The sequence below is a fragment of the Chloroflexota bacterium genome (assembly GCA_016197225.1).
Classification (GTDB): Bacteria; Chloroflexota; Anaerolineae; order Anaerolineales; family VGOW01; genus VGOW01.
The window spans coordinates 1-21,421 of sequence record JACPWC010000026.1 but is presented as its reverse complement, the minus strand read 5'-3'; the positions used below and the strand labels follow the sequence as shown (position 1 = coordinate 21,421).

12 protein-coding genes are annotated in these 21,421 nt (G+C 58.1%); 11 read left to right on the top strand and 1 reads right to left on the bottom strand.

The features are described from left to right. Window positions 1-101: 101 nt before the first annotated feature. Entirely contained in the window at window positions 102-2,675 is a 2,574-nt protein-coding gene (mutS, locus tag HYZ49_04975) for a DNA mismatch repair protein MutS (GenBank protein MBI3241628.1), read from the bottom strand. Between the two features lie 173 nt (window positions 2,676-2,848). On the opposite strand from mutS, the gene HYZ49_04970 reads away from it, so the two are divergent. The 11 genes from HYZ49_04970 (at window position 2,849) to HYZ49_04920 (ending at window position 21,370) form a co-directional block, all read left to right on the top strand. Beyond that, on the top strand, window positions 2,849-3,817 hold the full coding sequence (locus HYZ49_04970; GenBank protein ID MBI3241627.1) for a right-handed parallel beta-helix repeat-containing protein: 969 nt from the start codon (window positions 2,849-2,851) through the stop codon (window positions 3,815-3,817). Between the two features lie 155 nt (window positions 3,818-3,972). Next, window positions 3,973-5,193, top strand: coding sequence for a right-handed parallel beta-helix repeat-containing protein (locus tag HYZ49_04965; protein MBI3241626.1), 1,221 nt, complete (start codon window positions 3,973-3,975; stop codon window positions 5,191-5,193). 35 nt (window positions 5,194-5,228) lie between these two features. Then, complete coding sequence (locus HYZ49_04960) at window positions 5,229-7,040, top strand: hypothetical protein (protein ID MBI3241625.1); 1,812 nt, start codon at window positions 5,229-5,231, stop codon at window positions 7,038-7,040. A 39-nt stretch (window positions 7,041-7,079) separates the two neighbouring features. Next, a complete protein-coding gene (locus tag HYZ49_04955; GenBank protein MBI3241624.1) occupies window positions 7,080-12,575 on the top strand; it encodes a M4 family metallopeptidase in 5,496 nt (1,831 codons plus the stop codon). Between the two features lie 154 nt (window positions 12,576-12,729). Next, the gene (locus HYZ49_04950) at window positions 12,730-14,100 is read left to right on the top strand and encodes a dipeptidase (protein ID MBI3241623.1); all 1,371 of its coding nucleotides are present in this window, start codon (window positions 12,730-12,732) and stop codon (window positions 14,098-14,100) included. Between the two features lie 74 nt (window positions 14,101-14,174). Beyond that, window positions 14,175-15,665 (top strand): hypothetical protein, encoded by a 1,491-nt coding sequence (locus tag HYZ49_04945; GenBank protein MBI3241622.1) that lies wholly within the window; start codon window positions 14,175-14,177, stop codon window positions 15,663-15,665. Between the two features lie 240 nt (window positions 15,666-15,905). Beyond that, complete coding sequence (gene nusA, locus HYZ49_04940) at window positions 15,906-17,729, top strand: transcription termination/antitermination protein NusA (protein MBI3241621.1); 1,824 nt, start codon at window positions 15,906-15,908, stop codon at window positions 17,727-17,729. Window positions 17,730-17,733: 4 nt separating this feature from the next. Continuing rightward, on the top strand, window positions 17,734-18,012 hold the full coding sequence (locus HYZ49_04935) for a YlxR family protein (protein MBI3241620.1): 279 nt from the start codon (window positions 17,734-17,736) through the stop codon (window positions 18,010-18,012). A gap of 101 nt (window positions 18,013-18,113) precedes the next feature. After that, a complete protein-coding gene (gene infB / locus HYZ49_04930; GenBank protein MBI3241619.1) occupies window positions 18,114-19,901 on the top strand; it encodes a translation initiation factor IF-2 in 1,788 nt (595 codons plus the stop codon). Between the two features lie 92 nt (window positions 19,902-19,993). Continuing rightward, window positions 19,994-20,377: a 30S ribosome-binding factor RbfA gene (rbfA, locus tag HYZ49_04925; protein MBI3241618.1), complete on the top strand. Its 384-nt coding sequence runs from the start codon at window positions 19,994-19,996 to the stop codon at window positions 20,375-20,377. 33 nt (window positions 20,378-20,410) lie between these two features. Continuing rightward, the gene (locus HYZ49_04920; GenBank protein MBI3241617.1) at window positions 20,411-21,370 is read left to right on the top strand and encodes a bifunctional oligoribonuclease/PAP phosphatase NrnA; all 960 of its coding nucleotides are present in this window, start codon (window positions 20,411-20,413) and stop codon (window positions 21,368-21,370) included. Window positions 21,371-21,421 lie beyond the last annotated feature (51 nt).

Below are 21,421 nucleotides of genomic sequence, written 5' to 3'. Positions count from 1 at the left end.
GGACGCAGATGAACGCAGATTTTCGCTGATAAAAAAGAAATCTGCGTTTATCCGCGTGAATCTGCGTCCCAATTTCTTTTCATGTTAAATCCGAAAGAGCCTTACTTTTTTTCGCCAAACCGTTTCTGCCACTCGTACATCTTATTCAACGCCTCCAGCGGCGTGAGCGACGAGATGTCGAGCGACTTCAATTCATCCACCAACGGATTCGTTTCGGGGAAGAGGGCGATCTGCTGTTGGGCTTCCGGCTCGGTCTTCACCGCTTTGCCTGACGAGGCTTCGAGCGTGCCCAGAATCTCCTGCGCCCGGTTGATGACCGGCCTGGGCAGGCCGGCCATTTGGGCCACGTGAATGCCGTATGACCGATCCGCGCCGCCGGGGATGATGCGGTGCAGAAACACCACGTGGCCGCCCGCCGGGTCTTCGGTGACGGCGACGTTGTAGTTGCGAACGCCGGGGAGCAGGTTCGCTAAATCCACCAGTTCGTGATAATGCGTGGCAAACAGAGTCTTGGCCCGCAGGCGCGGGTGGCTGTGGATGTATTCGATGATAGCCCAAGCCAGCGACAGGCCGTCGTAGGTGCTCGTGCCGCGCCCGATCTCGTCCAGCACCAGCAGACTGCGGTTAGTGGCGTGGTGCAAGATGTTGGCCGTCTCCACCATCTCGACCATGAAGGTGGACTGCCCGGCGTGAATCTCGTCCTGAGCGCCGATGCGGGTGAAGATTCGATCCACCAACCCAATGGTAGCCGCCTCTGCCGGGACGAAACTGCCGATTTGCGCCATGAGCACGATCAATGCGACTTGCCGAAGGTACGTGCTTTTGCCGCTCATGTTCGGGCCGGTGATGACGCGCACGCACTCGCCCGATTCAAAGATGATGTCATTCGGCACAAACCGCTCGCCCGACGCCAGCAGTTGCTCCACCACCGGGTGCCGCCCATCTCTAATCTCTAATTCTCCACCTTCAACCAACGTCGGGCGCACATAATTGTTCCGCGCCGCCACTTCGGCCAGCGAGGCAAACACGTCCAGTCGCGCCAGCGCCCGCGCCGTGTTGAGCAATCGCGCCGCTTGCGCCGAAATCTGGGCGCACATTTCCTTGAACAGCCGGGCCTCAATTTCCAGAATGCGCTCTTCGGCGTTGAGCACCAGCGTTTCGTATTCTTTGAGGTCGGGGGTAATGAAGCGCTCGGCGTTAACCAGCGTTTGCTTGCGGATGTAGTCAGCGGGCGCGTTGACGGCGGCGGCTTTGCTGATCTCGATGTAGTAGCCGAACACTTTGTTGTAGCCAACCTTGAGCGTCTTGAGTCCGGTGCGCTCGCGCTCGGTCTTCTCCAGCCCGGCGATCCACTCGCGTGCGCCCTTCGAGGCCTGCATCACCCCGTCCAACTCCGCCGACCAGCCGGGGCGAATGACGCCGGGGTGATCAAGATTGGAGGGCAGGTCGTCGTCGGCGAGAGCCGATTGCAACAAGGAGAGAATGTCGGGGCAAGGATCGATTTGAGAGCTTAGAGATTGGAGAATTGAAGATTGAAGATTAGCCTTCAACGCCGGGGTGGCCGCCAACGCCGTCCGAATGGCCCCCGCGTCGCGGGGCGTGGCCGTGCCGCCGAGCACCCGGTTCACCAGCCGTTCCAGATCGCCCAACGGTTTGAGGGCAACGCGCACTTCGGCCCGAGTCACGCCGTCTTTGTGCAAAGCGTCCACGTGATCAAGCCGGGCATTGATCTCGCTCAAGTTAAGCAAGGGCTGGCTCACCCAGACTCTCAGCAAGCGCGCCCCCATCGGCGTAATCGTTTTATCCAGCACGCCGAGCAGTGAACCGCGAGTCTGCCCGCCGCGAATCGTTTCGGTCAGTTCAAGGTTGCGGCGCGTGGCCGCGTCCAACAGCATGAACTCGGAAGTGGAATACGTCGAGAGGCCAACCAGCAAATTGAGGGCATTGGGCCGCGTGTCCTTGAGGTATTGCAGGATCGCGCCCGCGCATCGGATCGCCAGAGGTTGGTGATCGACGCCAAAGCCGGCCAGAGTCGAGACAGAAAAATGGTCGAGGAGGAGTTGGCGGGTGAATGCTGGATCGAATTTGTGGGGGGCGAGGGAAGTTGGAGGGAGATTGGTTATTAGTAATTGGTTATTGGCGCTTTCCGGTATCAGGATTTCGGCAGGTGAGAGACGGGCCAGTTCGTGGCGAATCAGCGAGGCAACTTCGGGCGAGTCGAACTGGGTTGCGGTGAAGTGGCCGGTGGTGATGTCCACGACGGCCAGCCCGGCGCGGTTGGCGTCCACCAGCACCGCGGCCAGATAGTTGTTGCGCGTCTCGGTCAACATGCCCGGCTCGAGGATCGTGCCGGGAGTCACCACCCGCGTCACCTGTCGCGGAAACAGGCCCTTGATTGGCTCGTCACCGATCTGCTCGCAGATGGCGACGTGATAGCCTTTGGCGATCAGCCGCGCCAGGTAACTTTCAAGCGCGTGATGCGGCACGCCCGCCATGGGCACGTCACGCTCGTACTCGCGGCTGGTGAGGACGATGTCCAACTCGCGGGCTACCAGTTCGGCGTCGGCGTCGAACGTTTCGTAAAAGTCGCCGAGCCGGAAGAAGAGAACGGCGTGCGGGTACTGCTTTTTGATTTCGAGATATTGGCGGCGGACGGGAGGGGCTTCAGAGGACATAACTAGGCCGGAGTTTAGCGCAGAATTGAAAGTTCGTCTATTTCGGTGAATTTTTTAATCTGACTCGTGACAAACGCCTATGAAAAATGAGGCAAAGTCGCTTTGTTTCTTGACCAAAATCCTTTACACTTCCAAAGAATACACACTTGGAAATGGCTTGGGGATACTTGTCAATGCTTCGCAGATCTATCTCGATAGTTGGGCTGATTGCGCTTCTCGTTGTCTTTACCGCCTCAACAGTTCAAGCGGCGACCATCAATGTGGCAAATGGAATAGTCGTGGTAGCCGCAGACGGGCAATGCTCGCTCATTGAGGCCATTGTTAATGCCAATACTGACGCGGCCACGCACGCCGACTGCCCTGCCGGAAGCGGCGCGGATACGATTTCGCTGGCAACCGGGTCAACGTACACACTGACGGCAGTGGACAACACTGTTGTCAGTCTCGGCGGCAACGGTCTCCCCGCCATTACCAGTTCAATCACTATCAATGGCAACGGCGCGACGATCACGCGCGGCAATGGCGCGCCCAACTTCCGCATTTTCTACTTGGACACAGGCGGCAATTTGACGCTCAACTCCGTCACCGTGAGCAAAGGCGACACGGGGGCATATATGGGAGGCGGCATTTATAGCAACAGCGCCACACTCACGATTGCAAACGCCACTCTCTCCAATAACACCGCCGGCGGCGTGGGCGGCGGCCTTCACAGCGTCAGCAGTACGCTGACCGTCAACAACAGCACAGTCACAAACAACAGCGGCTACGGCATCGCCGTCACTTTTGGCAGCGCCACTGTCACCGGCAGCACCTTCTCAAACAACAGCGGCGACGGCCTTGTTGCGCATGGCGATCCGACGCTCACCGTTGCCAACAGCACCTTCTCAAATAATGGCGGTAGCGGCCTGGCCGTGTTGAGCGGCACAGCCACTATAACGGACAGCGCCTTTTCCAACAACCACGACACCTACAACGGCGGCGGTCTCACCATCGGAACGAATGGCAACGCCCCTGTGGTGACCGTCACTAACAGCACGTTCACTGGCAACAGCGCCAACAACATGGGTGGGGCCATCGCCAGTTCAGGCGCACTAACGATCAGCAACAGTACTATCTCCGGCAACTCTGTAAAGGCACAATAACGATTACGAGCAGTCTTATTTCTGCTAACGGAACTAGCGCGAGCAGTGGTGGCGGTGTTGGAAATAATGGGGGCGTTGTGACAATCAACAACAGTGTTGTCACGAACAATTCTGCATACAACGGCAGCGCGGGCATTATGAATGTCAATGGCACATTGACCGTTAACAACAGCAGTATTTCCAACAATTCAACAACTTATAATGATGGCGGCGGAATTTACAGCTATCAAGGCACACTCCGGGTAAATAGCAGTGCAATTTACAACAACTCAGCAGTGAACGGCGGCGGACTTTATAGCAATGGCGGAACAATTGACATTACTAACAGCACCTTCTCCAGCAACACTGCCGACCCGGTAATCGGCAGCGGCGGCGCGATTGCCACTACCGGCGCTGGGCCGATGACTATCAACAATAGCACTATTTCCAACAACAGCGCTTTCTACGGAGGCGGCATTGCATCTATCGCCGCTGTAACTATTCGCAACACCATTATTGCTAACAGCGTTTCGGGCGGAGACTGCGCCGGCTCAATAACTAACGGCGGCAACAACATTATTGAAGACAACACTTGCAGCTTCGTGGGCGGCAATGATCCGCTCTTGGGGCCGCTTGCCAACAATGGCGGCCACACGCTCACTCATGCTTTGCTATCCGGCAGTCCAGCCATAGACGCCGGCAGTGCGGCGGGCTGTACAGATGCTCAGGGCAATCCGCTGACTGCCGACCAGCGCGGCATGCCCCGGCCTCAGGGCGGGCGCTGTGACATTGGCGCGTATGAATATAATTTCATAGCTCCTACACTGAACTTTCCATCGAACGGCAACACCTCACCCACAACCCGCCCCCTCTTCGACTGGGCCAACGTCACTGGAGCCACCTCTTACACCCTCCAAATCTCCACCCAACAGAATTTCTCGACGTTCGTCTTGAACTCGATCATCTCCCCGTCCGCTTATGTGATGCCGACCGACCTGCCCCGCAACACCCTCCTCTTTTGGCGTGTTCGGGCTAACAGCATTCACGGCCCCAGCGATTGGTCGCGCACCCGCCACTTCTTCAGCGCCAACCCGCCCAGCGTGCCAGTGCTCGTCTCGCCCGCCAACGCCGCCGTTGTGTCTCCGCCGCCCACGCTCGACTGGAATGACTCGTCGCCCGCCGCCGATTACTACGAAGTGCAAATCGCAACTGTCTCGACCTTCGCCACCTTCCTGGGGCGCGGCTTCAGTGGCAAGGCCTACCAGTCCAACTTCACCCCGCAAGCCGCGCTCAGCCCAGGCACGCCTTACTTCTGGCGCGTGCGCGCCGTCAAGAACAGCGGCGCTGGCTTGGAGTTCAGCGACTGGTCGGCAGTGAGGAGCTTTACCACGCCTTAGCAAGTCCTAATCTGGCTTAACGAAAGAGGTTCTCCATGACCCGCATCTCGAATCTGATTTCACCGATATTCTCTCTGTTGATGGCAGTTGTGATTGGGGCCGCAAATTTCACACCGGGTTTAGCCGTCTCGCCAACCCAACCCGCCAACATCGCCCTCGCACCATCTACACTCTACATTGCTACCACTGGCAACGATGCTAACTCCTGTGTGACTCTAGCGTCGCCTTGCGCCACCATCAACGGCGCGATTGACAAGGCGGCAAACGGGGACATGATAAAAGTAGCTGTGGGGACTTACACAGGAATGGGCACAGAAGTGGTCACGATTAACAAGAATGTGACACTGTCTGGCGGATGGGATGCCAATTTTACGGCACAGAATGGGATGTCAACAATTAATGGGCAAAGCGTGCGCAGAGCAATTTTGATAAATGAGGGAGTAACTGTCAGCGCAGATCGCCTTATCGTCTACACTGGCAATGCTAATGGTGGCGCAATACCGTCCGAGGGCGGTGGCGGCATCTTGAATAAGGGCAATTTATCATTGGATTTGAGTGAAATCAGAAGCAGTGGAACAAGCTTCGATGGAGGCGGCATTTACAACTCCGGCAAACTAACGATTACCAATAGCACTATCGAGCAGAATTCTGCGTTTGAATTTGGGGGAGGCATTTTTAATGCTGGTTCATTAACTCTTGTTAATAGCCTTGTTATTGGCAATCATACTCAAGTTACAGGTGGCGGGATTGAGAATACGGGGACTGCCATTCTCGATAACAACACTTTGATTGGCAATCAGTATGGCGGTATTCGCAATGATGGAGGGACCGTAATTCTCAACAACAACACAATATTCAATAACGCAGGAACTACCGGCGGCGGTATAGAGATACACTTTGGTTCTATCACCCTGCGAAACACCATCATCGCAGATAATTTCGCTATTTCAAGCGGCCCTGATTGTTGGGGGCCAAATGTTTCCGAACCGGGGTCAATCATCTCAGCAGGATACAATATCATCAAAGACATATCGAATTGCAATTTTATTCAAGCCATCGGTGATCAAACAGGTGTAGACCCCGCTCTTGGCCCGTTGCAGGATAATGGCGGCCCTACACGCACATTTGCTTTATTACCAGGTAGTCCGGCTATTGACGCCGGTAACCCCTTAGGGTGCAATAGTAGCACTGGCCTCCTTACCACTGACCAACGAGGCTTTATCCGACCCCATGGCGCCGCCTGTGACATTGGCTCATACGAATATGAGCTAGCATCACCCCCCATAAATTTTCCTGCAACTGATAATGTGCCAGCTACCACCCGCCCATTATTTGATTGGATCAATGTAGGCACAGCCACCTCATACACTCTCCAAGTCTCCGTCAACCAGAACTTCACCGCCCTCGTCTTAAATATGAACGTTACACCATCGGCGTATACGATGTCAACAGATTTGCCACGCAACACACTGCTGTTTTGGCGGGTACGGACGAATGGGCCTGGGGGTCCTAGTGCTTGGTCGCGCGTCCGTCACTTCTCCAGCGCCAACCCGCCCAGCGTGCCGGTGCTTGTTTCACCCGCTAACGCCGCCACTGTGTCTCCGCCACCCACGCTCGATTGGAACGATTCCAGCCCCGCCGCTGATTACTACGAGATTCAGATCTCAACTGTCTCAACCTTTTCAACTTTCCTGGGGCGCGGCTTCGGTGGCAGGGCCTACCAGTCCAACTACATCCCGCAAGCCGCGCTCAGCCCGGGCACGCCCTACTTCTGGCGCGTGCGGGCCGTCAACGCCGCCGGGCAATTCAGTCAGTGGTCAGCGCCAAGAACCTTCACCACGCCATAACAAGTTAGCCTTCGATTCACTTACCGCAAAGGATTCTCTATGGCCCCCCATCGCCGCCTGCTCTCACAACTCACTTCCCTGCTCATGGCCGTCATCATCGGCGCCTCAACCGTTGCGCCCGGTTTGGCCGACACGCCATCCGGCCCCCCTCAACTCCCCCCGCCCGCCGACGACGCCCAACGCGCCTACCACGATCAGACCGGCAAGCTTCGCTTTCTCGCCGCCCAGCCCGGCTCAGCCATCGCCATCCCCGGCGCTCAGGAAGCGACGACTGCCGAAGGCAAGGCCCTGGCCGCCCTCAGCGTCTACGGCCAGGAGTTCGGCCTCAGCAACCCCGCTCAAGAATTGCAGGTGATGGAAGCGCCTGCCTCAACCAGCGGCCCGGCCTTTATTCGCTATCAGCAAGTCTATCAGGGCATTCCGGTGCTGGCCGGGGAGATGATTGTGGGCACCGATGAGGTGGGCAACCTGCTCTCGATGAGCGGCGAAGTCTCGCCCCAGCCGTCGCTCTCGGTCACGCCCGGCATCACAATCGAGCAGGCGCGCACGACGACACTTGAAGCCGCCGCCAAGTGGTACGAGTTGACTCCCGCCGACCTGACAACGACCGAGCCTCAACTGTGGATTTACGACGAGCGCTTGCTCCAGCCCAGCACCCGCCCTGCCGAGTTGGTGTGGCGCATGGAGGTGACGGCGACCGACTTACAGCCGATTGACGAGTTGGTGCTGGTGAACGCTCACACCGGCGGCATCAGCCTGCATTTCAATCAGATTGATGCGGCATGGGGTGAAACGCCACACACTACTTACAATCCGTTGATGCAAGCCCCAGCCACGCTTTACGTTGCCACCACTGGCAACGACTCCAACTCCTGCACGACGACGGGCGCGCCTTGCGCCACCATCAACGGCGCGATTGGCAAGGCGGCGGCCAGCGGCGACACGATAAAAGTGGCGGTGGGGACTTACACTGGGACGGGAACGGAAGTGGTGTTGGTGAATAAGAGTGTGACGCTGTCGGGAGGGTGGGATGCGGCTTTCGCCACTCAGAGCGGCATGAGTACGATAGATGGGCAGAAGGTTAAACAAGGCATCGGTCTCATTAACGGAACAACCTCTGCAATCGGCCATTTTATCGTCCAGAACGGTGTTGCATCATTTGGTGGTGGTATTAACAACAACGGCACTCTAATCCTAAGCGACACAACAATTGTTGGAAACAATACTGGAACCTCAGGTGGTTTGGGGGGCGGCATTTACAGTAGCGGCGCTCTGACCTTAAACAACGTTACCGTCACGGGTAACTCCGCCGGTTATTATGGAGGAGGTATCGCTAATGGCGGAACCCAGATGACACTAAACAACAGCACAGTGAGCAACAATACAGGAGGCGATAGAGGTGGTGGCATATATAACAGTAACGGCATTCTGGTTTTGAATAACAGCACTATCAGCGGCAACACTTCTGCTCGTGGAGGTGGTATCTATAGCGAATTTTCCGACAGCAATATAACATTGAACAGTAGCACCATCAGCAACAACGATCCTTATGGGATCTATGTAAGTTCTGGTAATGTAGCCTTAAGAAACAGCATCCTTGCCGGCAATACAGCTAGCGGCAGTATCTCGGTAGATTGTTACGGCCCTGTCAGTTCTCTAGGGTACAATCTTATTGGAAATGCCTCGCCCTGCTTTACATCCACAACTGGCGACTTGACCAATATCAATGCAAACATTGGTTCATTAATTGGCACGCCAGGCTATCATCCTCTAATATCAGGAAGTCCAGCAATAAATGCCGGAAATCCAACCGGCTGTGTGGGTAGTACAGGTACACTCAATAATGATCAAAGGGGAGTGTCTCGAGTTGGGCGGTGCGACATTGGCGCTTATGAATACACCGCACCTGGATTGGCGGCCAGCATTTCCGCCTACAGTGGCACACCACAAAAAACAGCTCCTCTAAGTGCATTCGAGATGCCTCTCTGGGCAGTAGTAATGGATGATATTGGCAGCCCGGTAAGCAACAACACAATTACATTCTCGGCACCAACAAATGGTCCCAGCGGGATGTTCATAAATAGCGGCACATCTACTACCATAGCAACAACGAATGATAGTGGCCTGGCCACAGCAGCAATATTCTCAGCTAATGGATTGCAAGGGAGTTATACGGTTACAGCAACTGTCAATGGCGTTGCTTCACCAGTTGATTTTTCATTGACCAATATAGCTAATTGGTATGTGTCCTCTGAAGGAAATGATGCAAATGATTGTCAAACACCAGTGACACCATGCGCCTCAATAAACGGCGTACTAGGAAAAAGCAACTTTGTGGCTGATGACTTTGTTTTAGTAGCAAGCGGAACTTACAAAAACAGTGGCACCGAGGTGGCGTTGCTTAATAAAAACGTTCGCCTCTTTGGCGGCTGGAGCACATCGTTTACCGAACGAAACGGGGCAACCATAATAGATGGGGAGGGAATGCGACGAGGCGTTAGAGTCTATAGCGGCGTAACAACTCGAATTGAACAATTCATTATCCGAAACGGGTCATCGATCTACACAGGAGGGGGTATCTATAACGAGGGCAACTTAACCGTAAGCAATTCTGTTATTAGCAACAACAGTAGCAAGGATGGAGGCGGTGTTTCCGGAGCAGGCGGTTCAATTATTTTGAGAAACAGCACCATCAGTAGTAACACTGCATCATCTATGGGTGGTGGTATCTTCAATCAGAGCAATAGTAGAACCGTTTTGATTAATAGTACGCTAGCCAATAATGCAGCTTCTTGGGGCGGGGGCATTTATCTTTATGGCCCTCTCAAGCTACAGAACTCTATCTTAGCTAAGAATACAGCTCTGCAAGGCCCAGATTGTTATGATTATTCCTTAGGCCCCTATAGCATGATCTCTACTGGTTATAACCTTGTTGGAGCTTCTGCCTGTGATATTGGTACAACAACCGGTGATCACATCGGTACTCCTGACAACCCAATTAATCTCGCACTAGGACCACTGCAAGATAATGGAGGCCCTACTCCTACACACGCCCTTCTAGCAGGCAGTCTAGCAATTGACTCGGGCAATCCCACGACGCCCGGCAACAGTGATATCGCCTGTCTCTCTACAGATCAGCGAGGGGTTGTTCGACCACAAGGTCCTCGCTGTGACATGGGTGCATTCGAGGGGTCACTGCCTAGTCCACTCACTTATACAGCCAATAATGGCGCTACGGTGCCCGGCAACTTTCTGTGCAGTCAAAATCAACTCTTATGCACTAATGGCGCTGATCCTCATGCCGACGCTGCCCACCTCCATGCTCATCAAACTGACAACTTCTATACTACCTATCATAATCGAGACAGCATTAACAATGCTGGAATGGCAATTGTTTCGACCGTCCACTACAAATCCGGCTACGCCAACGCCTTCTGGAGCGGCCAATATCAGCAGATGGTCTACGGCGACGCCTACGGCTTCCCGCTGGCCGACGATGTCGTCGCCCACGAACTCACCCACGGCGTCACCGACTACGAATCCAACCTCTTCTACTATTACCAGTCGGGCGCAATTAACGAATCCTTCTCCGATGTCTGGGGCGAGTTTGTTGACTTGACTAACGGCGCAGGCACTGACACCGCTTCGGTCAGATGGAAAATGGGCGAAGATGTTTCCGGCCTCGGCGCAATCCGCGACATGAAGAACCCGCCTGCTAACGGCGACCCGGACAAGATGACCAGTTCGCTCTACTACAAAGGCGCTGGTGACAACGGCGGCGTCCACACCAACAGCGGCGTCAACAACAAGGCCGTTTATCTGATGACCGACGGCGGCACTTTCAATGGCAAAACCGTCACCGGCCTCGGCATCCCCAAAGTCGCCGCCATCTATTACAAAGTTCAGACTGACTTGCTCACTTCGGGCGCGGACTACACTGACTTGTATTACGCCCTCTCGCAAGCCTGCGCTTCTCTCGTGGGCGGCGCGCTGGGCATCACCAACGAAGATTGCCAGTCCGTGCGCGATGCCGCCGACGCAGTGCAGATGAACAGTCAACCGGTTGCCAACTTCAACCCCGAGGCCGCTCTCTGCCCGACGAACATGGCGCTCAACAGCACTCTCTTCTTCGACGACCTGGAAGCCAGCATTCCTAACAATTGGACGTTTGGCTCCATAAGCGGCCCTGCCACCTGGAGCCGGTCCACGGATTACGCCGCCAGCGGCCTCTTCGAGTTATACAGCAGTCATACCGACTTTGCCAATTCTTTTGCAGCCATGGTCGCTGATGAACCAAATCTGTCGGCCAATGCCTTCTTGCATTTCAAGCACAGCTTTGGCTTTGAAGATAGTGGCGCCTCTTTTTGGGACGGCGGCATAGTGGAGTACAGCACTGACAACGGTTCCACCTGGTTCGATGCCAAACCACTCTTCAGCGACGGTAAAAACTATGGCGGCAAAATTGCCGCCGCTGGCACTTTCGGCAACCCCCTGGCGGGTAGGGATGCCTTTGTGGCCAACAGCCACGGTTACGTCTCCTCACGCTACAATCTCAGTTCACTCGTCGGGCAGAATGTTCGCTTCCGCTGGCGCTTCGGCACTGATTTCATCGGCGGCGACCTGAACTGGCTGGTAGATGATGTCCGCATCTACACTTGTACCGGCGTGCCAAACATTCCGTCTCTCCTCATCCCAGCCGCCAACAGCCTGACGACCGATTACACCCCGACTTTGGATTGGGCCGATTCGTCGCCCGGCCTTGACCATTACCAACTTCAGGTTGACGACAATAGCGACTTCCTTTCGTTGCTTCTCGATCAAATCACAACACCGTCCACTTACACTTTTGCAACGCCTCTCGCTCCCGCCAAGACTTACTACTGGCGAGTCCGAGCTTTCAACGGGGCGGGCCAGAGCAGTGACTGGTCGCCCACACGAACTCTTTACACTGCTGTCGTGCCGCCCGGTGTCAACTTCCCGGCCAACAACGGCGCTGTGCCTACCACCCGCCCGCTCTTCGACTGGGCAAATGTGACTGGAGCCACCTCGTATACCCTTCAAATCTCCACCCAGCAGAATTTCTCGGCGTTCGTCTTGAACCAGATCATCTCGCCGTCGGCTTACGTGATGCCGACCGACCTGCCGCGCAGTGCCCTGCTCTTCTGGCGGGTGCGGGCCAACGGTTTGCATGGCTCTGGCGACTGGTCGCGAGTCCGCCACTTCGACAGCGCCAACCCGCCCGGCGTGCCGGTGCTGGTCTCGCCTCTCAACGCCGCCGTTGTGACTCTGCCGCCCACGCTCGACTGGAACGACTCCAGCCCGGCGGCGGATTACTACGAGATTCAGCTTTCAACTAACCCGACCTTCGCCACCTTGCTGGGGCGTGGCTTCAGTGGACGGAGCAATCAGTCGTCCTACATTCCGTCGGCGGCGCTTGGTTCTAACACTACCTATCACTGGCGCGTGCGGGCCGTCAACGCCGCCGGGCAGTTCAGCGAGTGGTCGGCGGCCAGAAACTTCCAGACACCGCCGTAAACTTTCACTTCAGACCGACGCGGTACGCTACGCGGAAACCGCGTCGGTCTGAAAGCCGCTTTTCAAAGAAACCCGGTTTCCCCGACACGAGTCGGCGGAAACCGGGTTTCTGCTTGTATAATGAGTCCACTTCCAATCCAACCCAGGAGCCTTCATGTTCAGCCTCGAATCTGCCCTCGCCCACGTTCGCGTCCACAAAGACTACGTCCTGCGCGAACTCAAAGACTTCGTCGCCATCCCCAGCGTCTCCACCCTGCCCGATCACAAGCCCCACATGTTGCGCGCCGCCGAATACGTCGCCAACATCATGCGGACGATGGGCATGAGCCAGGTGGCGATCATGCCCACCGACGGCCATCCTGTGGTTTACGGCGAGTGGCTGAACGCGCCGGGCAAGCCGACGGTGCTGGTGTACGGCCATTACGATGTTCAACCGGTTGACCCGCTGAACGAGTGGCTCAGCGATCCGTTTGAACCGACGGTGCGCGGGGATAACTTGTACGGTCGTGGCGCGTCCGACATGAAAGGCCAGGACATCGCCTTCCTGGCCGCCATTGCCTCCTCCCTGCAACACGGCGGCGGCCTGAACTGCAACGTCAAGATTCTCATCGAGGGCGAAGAGGAGATCGGCTCGCCCAACCTGGGCAAGCTCATCACCGAAAACAAGGACAAGCTCAAGTGCGACTTCTCGCTCAACGCCGACTCCGGCATCCTTCGCCCCGACCTGCCGGCCATCATCTACGGCCTGCGCGGCCTGGCCTACTTTGAGCTTTGGGTGCGCGGCCCGGAGCACGACCTGCACTCCGGCACGTTCGGCGGCACCCTCCTCAACCCGGCCCAGGCCTTGTGTGAACTCATCGCCGGAATGCACGACAAGGATGGCCGCATCACTCTGCCCGGCTATTATGACCGGGTACGGTCACTCACCGACGAAGAACGCGCCGACATGGCCCGCATCCCCTACGACGAACCCCGGTCACTGCGAGAGGCCGGCAACCCGCCCATGCACTTCGGTGAGAAGGGTTACACCACCGTCGAGCGGGCCGGGGCGCGCCCCACCCTCGAAATCAACGGCCTCTACTCCGGCTTCATCGGCGAAGGCAGCAAGACCGTTTTGCCCGGCAAAGCCATGGCCAAAATTTCCATGCGCCTCGTGCCTGATCAAGACCCAGAAGAAGTCGAAGCGCAACTGCGTGAGTACCTGACGAAGAACACACCGCCAACCGTCACCTGGGACCTCAAAGCCTTTGGCAAAGGCCCCGGCATCCTCACCCCACGCGACTCGGTTGGGGCCAAAGCGGCGGCCAAAGCTCTGGAAACCGTCTTCGGCGTCAAACCCGTCTTCCGGCGTGAAGGCGGTAGCGTACCCGTCGTCAGTCAGATCAAAGAGATTCTTGGCGTGGACTCGGTCATCATGGGTTTCGGCCTGCCCGACGACAACCTGCACGCCCCCAACGAAAAATTCCACCTGCCCAATTTCTATCGGGGCATCGAGTCGTACATTCACTTCTTTGCCAACCTGTGACGATTTTAGATTGCGGATTTTGGATTGTTGATTGAAGACAATCCAAAATCTAAAATCCAAAATCCAAAATCGCTATGCGCCTCTCACATCTCTTCGGCAAAACCCTTCGCGAAGCTCCAGCAGGCGCCGGGCCGGCTTCACGCCAACTCGCCCTCCGCGCCGCCCTGCTCCGCCCCACGAGCGTGGGCGACATATACCTGCCGCTGGGCTGGCGGACGCGCGAGCGCCTGCTCAACGTCCTGCGCGCCGAACTCGACGCGGCGGGCGGGCAGGAGTTCTCCTCGCCCGACATGGACGCCGAAGCGCTGGTGGCCGAAATGTCGCGCCGCGACATCAACTCGTACCGCGACCTGCCCAAAGTGTTTTACAGCGCCGGCAAAACCGTTCGCGGCTACGCCCTGCAAGCCGACTTTGAAACCCTGCGCGCCGCCTGCGCCCGCGCCTTCGCCAATTGCGATCTCAAGCTGACCGAGATCGAAGCCGACTCCGGCATTGACTTTGTTTTGACTCACGACCAGGGCGGGGAGGCATTCCTGCAATGCGATTCCTGCGGTCACGCCGCCACCCCCGGGGCTGCTGAGTTCATCGTCGAACCGTGCGGTGACACCGACGTAACTTCCTTGTTAATAGAAAAAGTGGCGACGCCAAACTGCAACACCATCGCCGCCCTGGCCACTTTCCTCAACATTCCCAAATGCCGGACGCTCAAAGCCCTGATGTGCATCTACGACGAGCGCGAATTTATCTTCGTCGTCGTGCGCGGCGACCTGGACGTGAGCGAACAGAAAGTGCAGCGCGTCCTGGGCGGTGGCCCGCTGCGCCCGGCCACCGAAGCGGAGATCGACGACGCGGGCGCGACGCCCGGCTACGCCTCGCCGCGCGGCCTGCACATTGCCCCCTCGCCCGCCGACCGTTCGCAAACGTTTGTCACCGTCATCGCCGACGACTCTATTCACACCAGCGCCAACTACGCCGCCGGCGCAAACGAAGCGGGCTATCACTTCGTCAACGTCAACTACCCGCGCGATTTTTCGGCCACCCTGATCGCCAACGTGGCCCTGCCGGTGGATGGCCTGCACTGCGGCGATTGCAAGACCGGTTCCCTCCGCGAGACTCGCGCTTTCCGCCTGGGCGGTTGCCGCCAGTGGGAGTCGGCGGCCACGGCCCTCTCACCTGAAGGCCGCCCACAACCGTTGACGGTTTCCACCTGTGAGATTGACGTGGACGGATTGCTGTCGGCCATCATCGAGACTCACCGCGACGGGGCCGGTCTCGTCTGGCCGGAAGCCATTGCCCCGTTTCACTATCATCTCGTCAAGCTGGGCAAAGCGCCCGAAACGGCGGCCGCCGCCGACCAGCTTTACGCCGAACTGCTGATGAAAGGCAAACGGGTGTTGTACGATGACCGCGACGAGTCGGCAGGAGTGAAGTTCGCCGACGCCGACCTGCTCGGTCTGCCGGTGCGGATCACAGTGAGCGACAAAAGCCTGAAGGCCGGCGGCGCGGAAGTGAAGCGCCGGACGAGCGCCGATAAAGAAATCGTCGCCCTTGACTCAATTGCTTGACACCGTCGTCGCTCTTCGTCCGCGTCCTCGCGGACAGCCCGCGAGGACGCGGGCTTGAAGCAACTTAATCGTTGCCCTCGACGAATTGCTTGACACTTCACGGGCCTATGCTTATAATCCTGACCAGTACCGGGTTCAACTTATTAGAAGTCAACGAAAAGTGGGCAACCCCCACTTTTCTGTTTTGTAGGGCGAATTGACAGTTCGCCCAACAATTGATTCTGGAGAACAGCTAGTCCAATGAAAAGTGAGTTCACCCTCGCCTTCAACGAAATCGCCGAACACAGCAAACTGAAGCGCGAGGTTATTATCGAAGCGCTTGAGAATGCGCTGGTGTCGGCCTACCGCCGCGAGGTCAACGCCTCGACCGCCCAGCACGTAGTGGCTCAGGTGGACATGAACACCGAGTCGTTCCGCATCTACGCCGAAAAAGAGGTCGTAGAGGAGGTGGTGGACGTGCGCACCGAAGTCGCCCTCGACGACGCGCAGAAGGTGGACCCGGAGATCAAACTGGGCGACATGATCACCGTTGAGTCCACGCCGCCCAAAAACTTCGGGCGCATTGCGGCCCAAACGGCCAAGCAGGTGATCCTCCAGCGCCTGCGCGAGTCGGAGCGCGAGAGCCAGTATCAGGAATATGCCAGCCGCGAGGGCGACATCATTCACGGCACGGTGCAGAGCGTGTCGCCCCAAAATGTAACCCTGGGGCTGGGCCGCACCGAGGCGGTGATGCCGCGCAACCAGCAAGTGCCGGGCGAGCGCTACCGCGCCCACGACAAATTGCGCGCCTACGTGTTGGAAGTCAAAAAGAGTTCACGCGGGCCGCAGATCATCGTCTCGCGCACTCACAAAAATATGCTCCGGCGTTTGCTCGAAAACGAAGTGCCGGAAATTTACAACGGCCTGGTCGAGATCAAATCCATTGCTCGCGAGCCGGGCCACCGCTCCAAAGTGGCCGTGGCCGCCTTGCAGGAAGGCGTGGACCCGGTGGGCGCGTGCGTGGGCATGCGCGGCGTCCGCATCCAGTCCATCGTCAAGGAACTCAACGACGAGAAGATTGACGTGATCGAATGGAACAGCGACCCGGCGGCCTTCATTGCCAAGTCGCTCAGCCCGGCCCGCGTGTCGGGCGTGTATCTCGACGACGACCCGATCAACGGGCGGACGGCCACGGTGGTCGTGCCGGACGATCAACTCTCGCTGGCGATTGGCCGCGAAGGCCAGAATGCGCGGCTGGCGGCCAAGCTCACCAACTGGCGCATTGACATCAAGAGCGTCACCGAGGCGGCGGGCGAAACCATCAAGCAGTTGCGGGCCAACGCCGGTCTGTCCGAGAAGCTCATGCCGCAACTGGATCAGGCCGAGCTGACGCTGACCAAGAAGGCCGAGGGCAAGCCCATCATGCCCGAGGAATACACCAATCTGAGCAAACTCGTGGAAACGCACGAGAAGCTTCAGGCGCAGGGGCGGCAGGCGGTTCGGGCCGAGAAGGCGCAAAAGGTGGCCGCCATCCGGGCCACCATCAACCCGGCGGCTTACCAAGTCAAACTCCAGGACTCCGGCCTGCCCGACAAGATCATCAAGCTTTTGCGCGAGGGCGATTACGACACGGTCGGCCAGGTGCTGGAAGCGATGGCGATTGACGAGGATCGCATTCTGGGCCTGGAAGGGTTTGGCCCGAAGTCAATGGAAGAACTTAAGACCGGTTTGGCCGCCGTCCAGATGCCCGAACCGGAATCCGCGCCCGAAACCCCGACCAAGCCCGAAGCTGTTGCCGAAGAAATGGCCGAACCGGCAGTGGCGGTTGCCCCGGCGATTGAGGGCGAGGCTGCCGAAGCCGTCGTGGCCGGCCCCGAAGTCGAAGTCGAGCAAACCATCGAAGAATTGATCGGCGACGAGGATGGAGAGGAAGAGGATGCTACCTCGCCAACCGGCAAGAAGAAGAAAGGCAAAAAGAAGGGCAAGGTCACACGTGAGGTGACGTACGACGAAGACCTGGGCGTTTTCGTTACGACGAAGAAGCGCAAGTCCAGCCGTCTGACGGGCTGGGGCGATCCGGAATAGCGCGATGGCTTCGCCCCGACGCAGGCCGCCCCAGCGAACGTGTATTGCCTGCCGCGAGGTCTTGAGCAAGCGCTCGCTGATTCGACTGGTGCGAACGAACGAAGGAACAGAGATTGACCCGACAGGCAAACGATCAGGGCGCGGCGCTTACTTGCACGACCGCCGCCGTTGCTGGGAAATTGCTCTCAAAGACGGGACGCTTTTGGAACACGCGTTGAAGACAACGATGACCCCGGACGAGCGCGAGCGGCTCCGCGCTTATAGCTTGACCCTGCCGGAATAACTTTATGAGCCGCTTATTCAATGCCGCGAGTGTAGCCCCAGGCTGAGTTGCTTTGGCGCCCGGCCAGCCTCACTCGTGCCTTGATCCCACGGAGGTGCGATATGAGCGACACCGGGCGAAAAGTCATTGAACTCCCGACCACTGTCACCGTACGACAGTTGGCCGACACCATCAAAGCCAGCCCGATTGACATCATCAAGCAATTGATGTCCAACGGGATGATGGCCACCATCAACCAGCAGATTGATTACGACACAGCCGCCATCGTCATCAGCGAATTTGGCTACGAGGCCCAGCCCGAAGCCGCCCCGGAAGTTGCCCCCGAAAAAGAGCAGGCGCCTACCGTCGAGTGGCGCAAGCTGATTGAAAAAGAGGCGGCGGACGATCTGGTGATCCGGCCTCCGGTCGTCACCATTCTCGGCCACGTCGATCATGGCAAGACTTCCCTGCTCGACGTGATCCGCAAGACCAACGTGGCCGCCGGGGAAGCCGGCGGCATCACCCAGCGCATCGGCGCTTACCAGATTCTCCATAACAACCGCAAGATCACCTTCCTCGACACGCCGGGCCACGAGGCCTTTACCGCCATGCGGGCGCGCGGCGCGCAAGCCACCGACATTGCCGTGCTGGTGGTGGCCGCCGACGACGGCGTGATGCCCCAAACTCGCGAGGCGGTGGCGCACGCCAAAGCCGCCCGCGTGCCGATCATCGTCGCCCTCAACAAGATTGACAAGGCCAACGCCAGCCCGGATCGGGTGAAGCAACAGCTCACAGACATTGAGTTGACGCCCGACGATTGGGGCGGGAACACGATGGTGGTTCCGGTGTCGGCCAAACAAAAGAAGGGCATTGACGACCTGCTCGAAGCCATCCTGCTCACCGCCGACGAAAGCCCGATCAAATCCAACCCACAGGCCTCAGCCGCCGGAACGGTGGTGGAAGCCGAAGTGGACAAGGCCCGGGGCGTGGTGGCGACGGTGCTGGTGCAAAACGGCACGCTCCGCACCGGCGACGCGCTGGTGGCCGGGCTGGTGCATGGCCGCATCCGGCGCATGTTTGACGATCACGGCCAGGTGATCACCGAAGCGCCGCCCTCGGCGCCCGTCTCCATTCTCGGCCTGTCGGACGTGCCCGTGCCGGGCGACATTTTCCGGGTGGTCGAGTCGGAGCGTGAGGCGCGGGTCATTGTCGAAGAGCGCAGGCTGGCGGCCAAGGAAGCGGCGGCCAAACCGGCGCAGGCCATGAGCCTGGATCAGGTCTTTGCCAAGTTCCAGGCCGGAGAGACGAAGGAACTGGCACTGGTGGTGAAGGCCGATCTGCAAGGTTCATTGGAGCCTATCGTCAACTCCATCGAAAAACTCGGCACCGACGACATCAAAGTCAACGTGCTCTACGGGGAAACCGGCAACGTCACCGAGAACGACGTGCTGCTGGCCTCGGCCTCCAAAGCCATCATCGTCGGGTTCTCCGTCACCGCCGACCAGGCCGCCACCCGCCTGGCCGAGAAAGAGGGCGTCTCGATCCGGTTGTACGACGTGATCTACCGCTTGACCGAAGACATCGAAAAGGCGCTCAAGGGCATGTTGGCCCCCGAATACAAAGATGTGCTGATCGGCAAGGCCGAGGTGCGCCAGGTGTTCCGCATTCCCAGGATGGGCAACATTGCCGGGTCGTACATTCGCGACGGCGAAGCGCGCCGCAACGCCACTGCCCGCGTGGTCCGCAACGGGCAAAAGTTGTTCGAGGGCAAAATCTCGTCGCTCAAGCACCTCAAGGACGACGTGCGCGAGGTGCGGCAGGGCTTCGAGTGCGGCATCGGCCTCGACGGTTTCGAAAGCTTCAAGCCCGGCGACGTGGTCGAGTTTTATACCAAAGAGCAGGTTGAATAAACGCTTTCCACGAAGGCACACGAAGTTTCACCAAGAAAATAACTTCGTGTTCCTTCGTGTGTTTTCGTGGATCAAACCAGATGGCAAATCAAGTGCGTCAAAAACGTGTGGCTGACCGGATTCGGGCCGAGATCGGCGATCTGCTGACTCGGGAGATGGCCGACCCGCGCCTCAAACTTGTCACTGTCACCGACGTGGGCGTGGATCGTGAACTGGCTTACGCCAACGTCTGGGTGTGCCGCGCCGACGGCAACGCCGCCGAGAAAGAAGTCATGGCGGCGCTGGAGGGGGCCAAAGGCTTTTTGCGGCGCGAGATTGCGACCCGAGTGCAATTGCGTAACGCGCCCCAGCTTATCTTTCACTGGGATCATGCGCCTGATCACGCCGAGAAGATCGCACATGTTTTGGATGATTTGAAAAGTGAAACGTCGGGCACAGCCCGCGACAAGCACGCGAACGACAAACGTCAAGGGTAAGTTCTCGTTTGACGTTTGACAAACTACTGCCTCGTGACACCTCAACCAACAGCCCGCGCCCTGATCGCCAGCGCCCAACGCATTCTGCTTCTCACCCACGTTTCGCCCGACGGCGACGCGATGGGTTCATTACTCGGCTTGCACTGGGCGCTGAAGGCGTGCGGCAAAGAAACGCTCCCCGTCAGCGCCGACGGTTGCCCCGACACGTTTCGCTTCCTGCCGGGCAGCGCCGAGGTCGCCAACCGCGCCAAAGAGCCATTCGATCTGGTCATCACCCTCGACTGCGCCGACCTGGGCCGGGCCGGCAAACCGGCCGAGGCGCTGGGCCAGCCGCCGGACATCAACATTGATCACCACGCCACCAACCCCGGCTTTGGCCGCCTGAATTTTGTGACGCCGGAGGCGGCTTCCACTGCCGAAATCATCTTCGACCTGCTCCCGCAATTTGGCCTGCCGCTCACCGGGCCGGCCGCCGAGTGTTTGCTGTGCGGCGTCGTCTCGGACACACTTGGCTTTCGCACGTCTAACACTACCGCTAAAGTTCTGACGACTGCTCAAAAACTCATGGCCGCCGGGGCCGACCTGCCGCGCATTTACGATCATGCCCTCAACCGCCGCTCGTTCAACGCCGTGCAGTTGTGGGGCCAGGCGCTGGCGCGCGCGACCTTGAGCGACGGCCTGGCCTGGACGACGATCCCGTTGTCAATTAAGCAAGCGGTGGGTTACAACGGCAAAGGCGACGCCGACCTGATTAACGTGCTGACTACCATCAACGAAGCCGATGTCTTTCTGATCTTCGTCGAGCACGAGAAGGACGAAGTCAAAGTGAGTTGGCGGGCGCGGCCCGGCTGGGACGTTGCCAAGATCGCCCAGTCGTTTGGCGGCGGTGGGCACGTGTCGGCGGCGGGCGCGAACCTCAAGAACATCTCGCTGGCCGAAGCTGAAGAGAAAGTGCTGGCGGCCACTCGAAAGATAATGTCAAATGCAAAATGACAAATGACAAGCATCGTCATTTGCCATTTGTCATTTATCATTTTTCCATGA

Excerpts from the sequence above, each read along its gene's own strand:
- mutS (MBI3241628.1), bottom strand. The coding sequence starts at position 2,675 with ATGTCCTCTGAAGCCCCTCCCGTCCGCCGCCAATATCTCGAAATCAAA.
- HYZ49_04970 (MBI3241627.1), top strand. The coding sequence starts at position 2,849 with ATGCTTCGCAGATCTATCTCGATAGTTGGGCTGATTGCGCTTCTCGTT.
- HYZ49_04960 (MBI3241625.1), top strand. The coding sequence starts at position 5,229 with ATGACCCGCATCTCGAATCTGATTTCACCGATATTCTCTCTGTTGATG.
- HYZ49_04955 (MBI3241624.1), top strand. The coding sequence starts at position 7,080 with ATGGCCCCCCATCGCCGCCTGCTCTCACAACTCACTTCCCTGCTCATG.
- HYZ49_04950 (MBI3241623.1), top strand. The coding sequence starts at position 12,730 with ATGTTCAGCCTCGAATCTGCCCTCGCCCACGTTCGCGTCCACAAAGAC.
- HYZ49_04945 (MBI3241622.1), top strand. The coding sequence starts at position 14,175 with ATGCGCCTCTCACATCTCTTCGGCAAAACCCTTCGCGAAGCTCCAGCA.
- nusA (MBI3241621.1), top strand. The coding sequence starts at position 15,906 with ATGAAAAGTGAGTTCACCCTCGCCTTCAACGAAATCGCCGAACACAGC.
- HYZ49_04935 (MBI3241620.1), top strand. The coding sequence starts at position 17,734 with ATGGCTTCGCCCCGACGCAGGCCGCCCCAGCGAACGTGTATTGCCTGC.
- infB (MBI3241619.1), top strand. The coding sequence starts at position 18,114 with ATGAGCGACACCGGGCGAAAAGTCATTGAACTCCCGACCACTGTCACC.